Annotated in this window: 11 protein-coding genes and 2 pseudogenes; 6 read left to right on the top strand and 7 right to left on the bottom strand. The window is 39.8% G+C overall.

From position 1 onward, the window contains the following. The 3 genes and pseudogenes from ACESK1_RS10480 to clpX form a co-directional block, all read left to right on the top strand. Positions 1 to 255, top strand: a pseudogene (locus ACESK1_RS10480) (trigger factor); the annotation flags it as partial. A 107-nt stretch (positions 256 to 362) separates the two neighbouring features. Beyond that, on the top strand, positions 363 to 1,043 hold the full coding sequence (clpP, locus tag ACESK1_RS10475) for an ATP-dependent Clp endopeptidase proteolytic subunit ClpP (protein ID WP_372920132.1): 681 nt from the start codon (positions 363 to 365) through the stop codon (positions 1,041 to 1,043). Positions 1,044 to 1,079: 36 nt separating this feature from the next. Beyond that, positions 1,080 to 2,312 carry an ATP-dependent Clp protease ATP-binding subunit ClpX gene (clpX, locus tag ACESK1_RS10470; RefSeq protein WP_372920131.1) on the top strand — a complete coding sequence of 411 codons (1,233 nt, stop codon included), beginning with the start codon at positions 1,080 to 1,082 and terminating at the stop codon, positions 2,310 to 2,312. 130 nt (positions 2,313 to 2,442) lie between these two features. On the opposite strand, the gene ACESK1_RS10465 is transcribed toward clpX, so the two are convergent. The 6 genes from ACESK1_RS10465 to ACESK1_RS10440 form a co-directional block, all read right to left on the bottom strand. Then, entirely contained in the window at positions 2,443 to 3,024 is a 582-nt protein-coding gene (locus ACESK1_RS10465) for a DUF1989 domain-containing protein (protein ID WP_372920130.1), read from the bottom strand. After that, on the bottom strand, positions 3,005 to 3,628 hold the full coding sequence (locus ACESK1_RS10460) for an FMN-binding negative transcriptional regulator (protein WP_372920129.1): 624 nt from the start codon (positions 3,626 to 3,628) through the stop codon (positions 3,005 to 3,007). Before ACESK1_RS10460 ends, ACESK1_RS10465 begins: the two co-directional genes overlap by 20 nt. A gap of 6 nt (positions 3,629 to 3,634) precedes the next feature. Continuing rightward, positions 3,635 to 4,321, bottom strand: coding sequence for a guanitoxin biosynthesis heme-dependent pre-guanitoxin N-hydroxylase GntA (gene gntA / locus ACESK1_RS10455; RefSeq protein WP_372920128.1), 687 nt, complete (start codon positions 4,319 to 4,321; stop codon positions 3,635 to 3,637). An 88-nt stretch (positions 4,322 to 4,409) separates the two neighbouring features. Next, on the bottom strand, positions 4,410 to 4,679 hold the full coding sequence (locus ACESK1_RS10450; RefSeq protein WP_372920127.1) for a SemiSWEET family sugar transporter: 270 nt from the start codon (positions 4,677 to 4,679) through the stop codon (positions 4,410 to 4,412). Further along, positions 4,676 to 5,197 (bottom strand): DUF421 domain-containing protein, encoded by a 522-nt coding sequence (locus tag ACESK1_RS10445; protein WP_372920126.1) that lies wholly within the window; start codon positions 5,195 to 5,197, stop codon positions 4,676 to 4,678. The genes ACESK1_RS10450 and ACESK1_RS10445 overlap by 4 nt, the downstream gene beginning before the upstream one ends. A 114-nt stretch (positions 5,198 to 5,311) precedes the next feature. Next, positions 5,312 to 6,160, bottom strand: coding sequence for an SDR family oxidoreductase (locus ACESK1_RS10440; RefSeq protein ID WP_372920125.1), 849 nt, complete (start codon positions 6,158 to 6,160; stop codon positions 5,312 to 5,314). A gap of 130 nt (positions 6,161 to 6,290) precedes the next feature. Here ACESK1_RS10440 and ACESK1_RS10435 point away from each other — a divergent pair, with 130 nt between their 5' ends. Together ACESK1_RS10435 and ACESK1_RS10430 are read left to right on the top strand one after the other, a co-directional pair. Next, a complete protein-coding gene (locus tag ACESK1_RS10435) occupies positions 6,291 to 6,980 on the top strand; it encodes a glycerophosphodiester phosphodiesterase (RefSeq protein ID WP_372920124.1) in 690 nt (229 codons plus the stop codon). A gap of 40 nt (positions 6,981 to 7,020) precedes the next feature. Next, on the top strand, positions 7,021 to 8,247 hold the full coding sequence (locus ACESK1_RS10430; protein ID WP_372920123.1) for an NAD(P)/FAD-dependent oxidoreductase: 1,227 nt from the start codon (positions 7,021 to 7,023) through the stop codon (positions 8,245 to 8,247). On the opposite strand, the gene ACESK1_RS10425 is transcribed toward ACESK1_RS10430, so the two are convergent. After that, on the bottom strand, positions 8,240 to 8,716 hold the full coding sequence (locus tag ACESK1_RS10425; protein ID WP_372920122.1) for a TspO/MBR family protein: 477 nt from the start codon (positions 8,714 to 8,716) through the stop codon (positions 8,240 to 8,242). The genes ACESK1_RS10430 and ACESK1_RS10425 overlap by 8 nt on opposite strands. A gap of 120 nt (positions 8,717 to 8,836) precedes the next feature. Between ACESK1_RS10425 and ACESK1_RS10420 the strand changes: the two are divergent. Beyond that, positions 8,837 to 9,222: pseudogene (locus ACESK1_RS10420) on the top strand (diphosphomevalonate decarboxylase); the annotation flags it as partial.

Raw genomic sequence — 9,222 nt, 5'->3', positions numbered from 1 at the left:
GAGGTTAATTTTGAAGACCTGAAGGCTTTTTCTCACGAAAAGATCAAAGAGCAAATGGCACAATTTGGCCAGATGAACCCTTCAGAAAAAGAACTTGATGATATCGCTTCAAGAATCCTTTCAAATCAGGATGAAGTTAAGCGTTTGTCTGAGCAACTGATGAATGAAAAACTTCTTGATTTCTATAAAGAGAACATGAAATTTGAAGAGAAAGAAGTGACTTATGATGAATTTGTGAAAGAGATCTATCAATAAGAAATTTTAGAATTTTATACCTATCTTTAAGGCGTTAAACCGTTTGGAATAACGCCTTTTTGGGTTTAGAAAAACCTTCTTTTTAACACGAGAAAAAAAGTATTTTAATGGACTACGGAAAAGAATTTGAAAAATACGCCACCAAACATCACGGCATAAATAGTAATTATTACGGCAAGATCGTTAGCAGTATGAATCCGGTAGGCATGACTCCCAATATCATTGAAGAGCGCCAGATGAACGCTGTAGCGATGGATGTTTTTTCCCGTCTTATGATGGACAGGATCATCTTTTTGGGGACTGGCATAAGTGACCAGGTTGCCAATATTGTACAAGCACAGTTATTGTTTTTGGAAAGCACAGATGCTTCCAAGGATATTCAGATATATATCAATTCTCCTGGAGGAAGCGTTTACGCAGGTCTGGGGATCTATGATACCATGCAGTTTATCAAACCTGATATTGCAACTATATGCACCGGAATGGCGGCATCTATGGGGGCGGTACTGTTATGTGCCGGAGAAAAAGGAAAACGAAGCGGATTGCCACACTCCAGGGTGATGATTCACCAACCACTTGGTGGTGCACAGGGACAGGCCAGTGATATCGAAATCACAGCCAGAGAGATCTTAACCCTTAAAAAGGAATTATACCAGATTATCGCAAAACATTCCGGACAAACCTACGAGAAAATCGAAGAAGATAGTGATCGTGATTATTGGATGAAGGCTGAAAAAGCGATGGAATATGGTATGATTGATGAGATATTAAAGAGAGAAGGAAAATAATTTAAGCAAACCTTTGTTTGCGCTAAATTAAACAAAATGGCGAAAGAAGAATTAGAATGTTCCTTTTGTGGAAGAAAAAAACCTGAAACCAATTTGCTAATTGCAGGGCTGGATGCTCATATTTGTGATCGCTGTATAGAACAGGCGCATGGCATAGTTCTGGAAGAATTAAAACAGGGGGAAGCCCGTGAGCTTTCTTCAGATTTGATGCTAAGCAAACCAAAGAAGATCAAATCATTTTTGGATGAATACGTGATTGGGCAGGAAGCTACCAAGAAAGTCATGTCAGTAGCGGTTTATAACCATTACAAACGTTTATTGCAACCTAAATCTGATGATGATGTAGAGATTCAGAAGAGTAATATTATTATGGTTGGGGAAACCGGAACCGGGAAAACCCTTATCGCAAAAACCATTGCAAAAATGCTCAATGTACCTTTGGCTATTGTAGATGCAACCGTGCTTACAGAAGCCGGTTATGTTGGAGAAGATGTAGAAGGTATCTTAACCAGATTGCTTCAGGCGGCCGATTATAATGTAGAGAAAGCTCAACGCGGAATCGTATTTATCGATGAAATAGATAAGATTGCCAGAAAAAGCGATAATCCATCTATTACCCGCGATGTTTCGGGAGAGGGAGTTCAGCAAGCATTACTTAAATTGTTGGAGGGTACTACGGTAAATGTTCCTCCAAAAGGAGGCCGTAAACACCCAGATCAGAAATTTGTTGAGGTAGACACCGAAAACATACTGTTTATTGCCGGAGGAGCTTTTGATGGGATCGAAAGAAACATCAGTAAGCGTTTGAATATGCAGGCTGTTGGTTTTAGCGCCTCAAAAGGCGACGATCATATAGAGCGCACGAACTTGCTGAAGTATATTATTCCGAAGGATTTAAAAGACTTTGGGCTTATCCCTGAAATTATTGGAAGGCTACCGGCCTTAACCTATATGAATCCGCTGGATAAGAAAACTCTTAGAGCGATACTTACTGAACCTAAGAATGCCATTGTAAAGCAATATCAGAAACTCTTTGAGATGGACGATATCGAATTTGATATGACAGAAGAAGCTCTGGACTTTATCGTAGAGAAAGCTGTAGAGTATAAACTTGGTGCCCGTGGACTGCGTTCACTGTGCGAGGCGATTCTTACCGATGCGATGTTTGATATGCCTGAGAGCAACCAAACAAAACTTGTTGTGGATAGGGATTATGCTGAAGATAAGCTCAACAAATCTACTATAAAGAAGCTAAAAGCAGTTTCTTAAGTCTTTAATTATAAGATATAAAAAAGGTCATTCTTGCTGGAATGACCTTTTTTTATTTTTCATTCTTTCTAATTTCCTTTAAATCGCTAATTACGCGTTTGAGCGCGAAAAAGAAGAAAGTAGTCAAAACTTAATCGATGATTTCGTATTGAATAGGCTTAAAACTGCCATTATTACTGTCTTCAGCTGAACAGGCGGTGAGGCCTACAATAAGATCCATTTTTGCCTCAAAAATCACGTGGTCTCCAGCTTGGTTTTGCGGGGGATCTACACTTAATTTTCCATTGCTATCAAACTGAACATTCATAAAGATATTAAAGGCGGTGGGAATATCATCTGGTTCAATATCGAATTTTTCCAGGTTCATATAGAGATTTTCAAAACAACTGGGATGATAGCCTTTATAATCATACATAATGGCAAAGGTTTCCGGGCTGCATGGTGCCAATAAAAAGTCATTCCGTCCATTGGTGTCTTCCAGGATCTCCATCATTTTTTGAGACCTGTTGCTCCACAGAAAATTTCCTTTTGTAATAAGGATATTTTCCTCAAAATCCAGGGTTTTCCCTGAAGATAGTTTTTCCCGTGTATCCTTTGCATTAAATAAAACCATGTCGCTAACCTGTTCGGCTTCCGGAGAGATCACTTTTAATTTTTGGCCTTTTTTAATTTTAAAAGCAGCGCCACTTTGTTTATCTATCTTTTGTTTCATTTTCGGCTCTAATGTTTTTTTCAAGAACAGTATCCATTGGTTCATCCCGTTCCTGAAGTTTTTTGCTGATTCTGCTGAGGTCCTCTGAATCGTATCCCTGGTGTAATTTAGCTATTCCTTCCATCTTAAAAGGTTCACACCAAAATCCGGTTATAAGTGGTAGGTGATCTGAAATTATTTCTGAAGGTATATCTCTGTACTCCAAAGGTTGCTCCTGATCTTTTTCAAATCTATGCACCAAATTGATCAGGGATTGTTCCAGCTCCTCCTGAGATTGTAATTTAAGCCTCACATTCACATGAACTGCCGAGTAATCCCAGGTGCTGATGTCTTTCTCTTTGTACCACGAAGAAGAAATATATCCGTGCGCTCCCTGGAAAATCAGTAAGGCCTCAGTATTATCCTTTAAATGTTGAAATTGTTCGTTGTGATTGGCAATATGACCGTAGAGCCTAAAATTTTCGGCCTCACCCTCAATTAACACAGGGATATGGGTAGCCAGTAAACGCTCCCCTTTAAGTATAAATGTCGCAAAGGGATGGTTTTGAATAAATTTAAAGATGTATTCTGGATCTTTTTTTTTGTATTTTTTGGGTTGGTACATCAGATGCTATTTCCCGTGAAGAAACGGACATTTCCATTCTTCTCCAACTTTTCGGCCGCTATATTGCCGGGCTTCACTTCTCTTCCCAAAATCCTCTAACATGGGGTTCATACTACCCTGCAGTTCGATATCGCGTTCCCGTATCTTATCCCTTACATTTTGATAAGCACCCATTTCTCTTAATTTCTCAAACTGCCAATGAAGGTTGAAAGTAAGTGCCGGATATGGGCTTTGCCTGGCTTTTCGGCTGCTGTTAGGATGCAATCCCACTATATAAAAAGCTTTTCCGGCTATACTAAAACTGAAATCTTTGCTTTCCGGGTCTTTGCTTACTTCAGGATCCCAGTCCTGATCGTCTACCTCATGAATGGCCTGCAGCTGTTTCCAGAGTAATTTTTCAAATTGCTCTTCAGAGTAATTTTTCTTCTCCGGAAAAGCGGCAATAAAAGTGTAGAAGTCGTTCGAAGTGAAATCGTAGTTAGCAAGATAGTGTTTCAGGTCTTTTAAGATTTTCCTGGCAGTTTCCAGGGAACCAAAATTTTCATAAGTATGAATTTCAGCCTTATCCATACTGAACACAGTTTGGGCCATAAGGCAGGGATGATCATTCTTGATTATCAAATCTCTAAATTCTTTATAAGTAGTTTTGCCGGAGTTTTTTTTCTTTAATTTCTCGTTAACAGCATTCATCATTTTCATATTTTTTCAAAAATAATCGAATTCAAACCTATCCTGAAGGGGTTTAAGAAGACTTTAGTTTAAGATTAAAGAAGATTAACAGCTACGAATTGTCTTCTTTGCGGTAACGCAACATCAGGTATAGCATCACTCCATTCAGGCCTAAGGAAACTCCGTTTGTTGCAATAATTGGCAAATCTTTCTGTGTGATGCCATAGATAACCCATAAAAAGACACCGATCAATAATATAGTAAACATCCCCGGGGATACATCTTTTACTTTCTTAGTCTCCCAGGCTTTTTTTATTTGAGGGATCACGGCTGCTGTAGTACAAATTCCCGCCACTAATCCTAACACATCGGTCCAGGTCATCGTTTTACGTCTTTTAGTAACCAGGTTTGTACTTCCAATTCTTTATCGGAATTTTGTAAAACAGAAATATCTCCCGTCGTTTCAAACACTACAGCCTTTATATGGGATAATTGTGTGACGTTCGCCTCGCGGAGTTTAGAACGGAGATCCCCCGGGGTGAGACGGGCTTTTCTAAGGTTTTCATGTAAAATCTCCGGCCCATCCATAAGTAAAAGAGGAGAGTTGTCAATTAATTTCTGAAGCGGTGAATGCCGCCGGATAAGCGCGATGAGGATTTGTAAAATATAAATTGAGGCTAATCCAAAAGCTCCCTGCACAAGGCTAACGGAAGAATTGAGCACAGTCGAAGCGATCATAGAACCTACGGCAACCGTCATAGCAAAATCAAAACTGGACATTTTAGAAAAACTACGTTTCCCTGCTATTCGTGTGAAGAGGATTACCGCAAAGTAAATCCCGGCAGCAGTAATTGCGATAGCTATTAAAGATTCGATAGAGAATTCAAACCATTTGTCCATAATATTAAACTTTATCGGTTAAACTATATTTTCTTTTGGAAAATGCGGATTGCTTTGAGCTAGAAAAGGTGTTTTGATCAGCCTCAATGAGCTTATGTTCGATTTTCAGCGGTGTTAACCTCCAATTATTTCGCCCCCATTAACATGAATTACCTGTCCGGTAATATAGCTACTGTCTTCACTGGCAAGGAAAACATAGGCTGGAGCTACTTCACTGGGTTGGCCGGCGCGTCCCATTGGAGTGTCCTTTCCGAAATCTGAGACCTTATCAAAAGAAGCAGGAATAAACGGCGTCCAAATTGGCCCCGGAGCCACTCCATTAACCCTTATCTTTTTTTTAACCAACATCTTTGAAAGGGAACGGGTAAAGCTTACAATTGCTCCCTTAGTGCTCGAATAGTCCAAAAGATGTTCGCTGCCACGATAAGCAGTAACTGAGGTTGTATTGATAACACAATCACCTTCCTTAAGATGTTTGACACCTTCTTTGGCAATATAAAAATAAGGGAGAATATTAGTATTAAAAGTTTCTCTTATCTGGTCAAAACTTAATTCCTGGATTTCTTCCTTTACGAATTGTACGGCAGCATTGTTCACCAGGATATTTAGTTTTCCCAGTTCTTTAATACAATCATGGATTGCTGTTTTGCAGAATTCTTCCTTTTTAAGGTCACCTTCCAGAATAAGGCATTTTCTACCTTCTTTCTCAACCAGGTTTTTGGTTTCTAAAGCATCCTCGTTTTCGTTGAGGTAGATTATAGCAATATCGGCACCTTCCCTGGCAAAATGTACCGCTACGCTACGGCCAATTCCACTATCGCCGCCGGTAATGAGGGCTACTTTATCGTTTAATTTATCACTTCCGCGGTAATTGTCACGAATAATTTCAGGTTCAGGTTGCATTTCATGCTCATTTCCTGGCTGGGATTGTTTTTGTTCCGGAAATTTTTCTGGTTTAGTCATTTAGATGGTTTTTAGTTGTATCCTTAAATTTAGGAAAGGCTCACATTAAAAAAATGTTAAGTTGTAATAAGCCTTTCTAAAGATTTACTTTCAGCATAATCCATTTCAATAAAGCTTTTACCTTTGCCTTATGAAATCTATTCTGAAAATAGGGCATAGAGGTGCCAAAGGTCATATTGCCGAGAACACCCTGGAGAGTATTCAAAAAGCATTAGAGCTTGAGGTAGATGCCATTGAAATTGATGTGCATCGATGTAATTCGGGAGAAATTGTGGTGATACACGATTTCACCCTGGACCGCACTACCAACGGAAGTGGGGAAGTTGCGAAAAGAGCCTGGGAGGAATTAAAATCACTTAAGGTTGAAGAAAATTTTCGCATTCCGCTGCTAACCGAAGTTCTCGATCTTATCGAGGGGAAATGCAGCATTAATATCGAGCTGAAAGGTTTGAACACCTCCACCGGCACTTCAGAAATAATTCAGGATTATATAGAGAAAGGCAGCTGGAAATACCAGGATTTCATTGTGTCCAGTTTTCAGAAGAATGAACTCTTCCAGATGCGGCAACTTGATGAGAAAGTTCCCTTGGGAATTTTGAGTAAGGCAAGTGTGAGTGAAGCCATCGAACTTGGGAAATTGCTTAATGCGCAAGCCATCCATCCATCTTTAGGGATAATTACCAGGGATAGCGTTCAGAATTCTCATCAGGCTGGATTTAAAGTGAATGTCTGGACGGTGAATGAACCCGATGATATTAGCCGGATGAATGATTTTGGAGTAGATGGAATCATTTCAGATTTTCCTGACAGATTATTATGAATCTTAGCTCCATAGGAGCATCACAGAATATAAATATATAATGCAACATTTCGACATCATTATTATTGGCGGTGGCGCCGCGGGATTTTTTACCGCCATAAATGCTGCTGAAATGAATCGCGGTTTGAAGATCGCCATCCTTGAACGTGGTAAGGAAGTGCTTTCCAAAGTAAGGATCTCGGGTGGAGGACGCTGTAATGTAACTCACGCTGAATTTATCCCCAGAGAACTCAGCAGGAATTATCCCCGCGGAGAAAAGGAATTACTTGGTCCCTTTCACAGTTTTATGACCGGCGATACGATGGAATGGTTTGAAAAAAGAGGAATTGAACTAAAGATTGAAGAAGACGGCCGCATTTTCCCGGTTTCAGATTCTTCTGATAGTATCATCAATTGTTTCCAGAGTGAGATTGAAAGATTAAAAATAAATATGCTGAAAAACCATTCGGTTCAGGATCTTCAGAAAAAAGAAGAAAACTGGATAGTGGAAACTAACAAAGGAGATTTTTCAGCAGAAAAAGTTATGCTGGCCACGGGGAGTAATCCTAAAATGTGGAAACTTCTCGCTAAGCTTGGGCATAAAATTGTATTGGCGGTACCTTCGCTGTTTACTTTCAATATTAAAGACAACCGAATTAAAGGGCTTGCAGGAATTGCCACAGAAGCTTCTGTTCAGGTAATATTTAATTCTAAAGATTCGAAATTAGAAAGCAGCGGCCCTTTGCTAGTCACGCACTGGGGAATGAGCGGGCCGGCTATTCTTAAATTATCGGCCTGGGGAGCCCGGGAGTTAAATGCTGAAAATTATAAGTTTCAGATAAAAGTGAATTGGTTGCCGGAAATGACTTCCGCAGAAATATTGGAAGATTTAAGAGATCTCAAAATTAAGGAAGCAAAAAAACAGGTGGCAAAATACTCCAGGTTTGGGCTTCCAAAACGTTTATGGCAGAGTCTTGTGGATGCTGCAGGAATAAAATCGGAGCAAACCTGGGCCGAACTGAATAAAAGTCAGCTGGAAGCTTTAAATCATCAACTTTGTGATGCTGAATTCGAAGTTAACGGAAAAAGCACTTTTAAAGAAGAATTTGTGACTGCGGGTGGAGTAGATCTCAAGGAAGTGAATTTTAAAACTTTTGAGAGCAAGCTGCATAAAAATCTATATCTGGCCGGGGAAATCCTGAATATAGATGCGATCACCGGCGGATTTAATTTTCAAAATGCCTGGACCGGCGGATTTCTAGCTGCAAAGGCGATGAGTGCTAATTGAGATACCACACCTCAAGATTTAAAGCTAGGGCCATAAGCACCCATACCGCATAGGGGACAAGAAGGTAGGCAGCGATTTTATTCACAATTTTAAACCATCTAATGGTAAGAATAACCAGGATGAACAGAGTGATGGCGGCAAGCAAGGCCCAGAAAGGCTTGTTTAGTCCGAAAAAAAGCAGGGACCAAAAGCCGTTGAACAGGAGTTGGAATCCAAAGTGATAAAGGGCTGTTTTCACCCATTTATGATAAAAACCTTTACTCCAAACGATTCCTGCCGCGATGCCCATAAGAATGTACATTAGCATCCAAACCGGGCCAAAAATCCATTCCGGAGGGTCAAACCATGGCTTATCGAGTGCTGTGTACCAGCCATTCATGGCGGTTTGAGTAGCCACCGCCCCCACAAAACCGAAGAGCAAACAAATGCCAATTGCAATAGAACTGCGTATGAGAAGTTTCCTTTTCATCTTCGAGTTGGTTAGGTACTACTAAAATAGGAATTAAATTGAATTATGAAAGTTTAAGTACACAAGTTATGCATATGGGCAATCTCAGCTTAAAAACTATCTTTGCTAAAATTTTTTAGGATGCGTGAACAGGATTTTATTCCGGAAGATTATCAGAAGTCGGTGCAATCTGGCCAGGTGACCTGGCAGTCCCCTAGCAACATTGCCTTAGTGAAATATTGGGGAAAAAAAGAAAACCAGATCCCGGCGAATCCTTCGGTGAGTTTTACCTTGAAAAATTGTAAAACCATTACAACTCTCGAATTTCAGAAAAAAGAAACCGAAGCTGAGGATTTTGATTTTGAATTGTTTTTTGAAGGAGAAAAGAAAGACGACTTCAAACCGAAAATTCGAAAGTTTTTTGAACGCATCGGGAAGTATTGTCCTTTTTTAAAGGACTATGAATTGATTATTAAAACTGAAAATACTTTTCCGCACAGCAGCGGAATCGCCTCTTCTGCCAGTGG

The sequence above is a fragment of the Salegentibacter sp. genome (assembly GCF_041642575.1).
Lineage (GTDB): Bacteria > Bacteroidota > Bacteroidia > Flavobacteriales > Flavobacteriaceae > Salegentibacter.
The sequence above is the reverse complement of the archived record's forward strand: the minus strand, read 5'-3'. Positions and strand labels throughout refer to the sequence as shown.

What these genes read in the sequence shown, in the direction of transcription:
- ACESK1_RS10465 (WP_372920130.1), bottom strand. Translation starts at nt 3,024, where the DNA reads ATGAAACAAAAGATAGATAAACAAAGTGGCGCTGCTTTTAAAATTAAA.
- ACESK1_RS10440 (WP_372920125.1), bottom strand. Translation starts at nt 6,160, where the DNA reads ATGACTAAACCAGAAAAATTTCCGGAACAAAAACAATCCCAGCCAGGA.
- gntA (WP_372920128.1), bottom strand. Translation starts at nt 4,321, where the DNA reads ATGATGAATGCTGTTAACGAGAAATTAAAGAAAAAAAACTCCGGCAAA.
- ACESK1_RS10425 (WP_372920122.1), bottom strand. Translation starts at nt 8,716, where the DNA reads ATGAAAAGGAAACTTCTCATACGCAGTTCTATTGCAATTGGCATTTGT.
- clpP (WP_372920132.1), top strand. Translation starts at nt 363, where the DNA reads ATGGACTACGGAAAAGAATTTGAAAAATACGCCACCAAACATCACGGC.
- clpX (WP_372920131.1), top strand. Translation starts at nt 1,080, where the DNA reads ATGGCGAAAGAAGAATTAGAATGTTCCTTTTGTGGAAGAAAAAAACCT.
- ACESK1_RS10445 (WP_372920126.1), bottom strand. Translation starts at nt 5,197, where the DNA reads ATGGACAAATGGTTTGAATTCTCTATCGAATCTTTAATAGCTATCGCA.
- ACESK1_RS10430 (WP_372920123.1), top strand. Translation starts at nt 7,021, where the DNA reads ATGCAACATTTCGACATCATTATTATTGGCGGTGGCGCCGCGGGATTT.
- ACESK1_RS10460 (WP_372920129.1), bottom strand. Translation starts at nt 3,628, where the DNA reads ATGTACCAACCCAAAAAATACAAAAAAAAAGATCCAGAATACATCTTT.
- ACESK1_RS10450 (WP_372920127.1), bottom strand. Translation starts at nt 4,679, where the DNA reads ATGACCTGGACCGATGTGTTAGGATTAGTGGCGGGAATTTGTACTACA.
- ACESK1_RS10435 (WP_372920124.1), top strand. Translation starts at nt 6,291, where the DNA reads ATGAAATCTATTCTGAAAATAGGGCATAGAGGTGCCAAAGGTCATATT.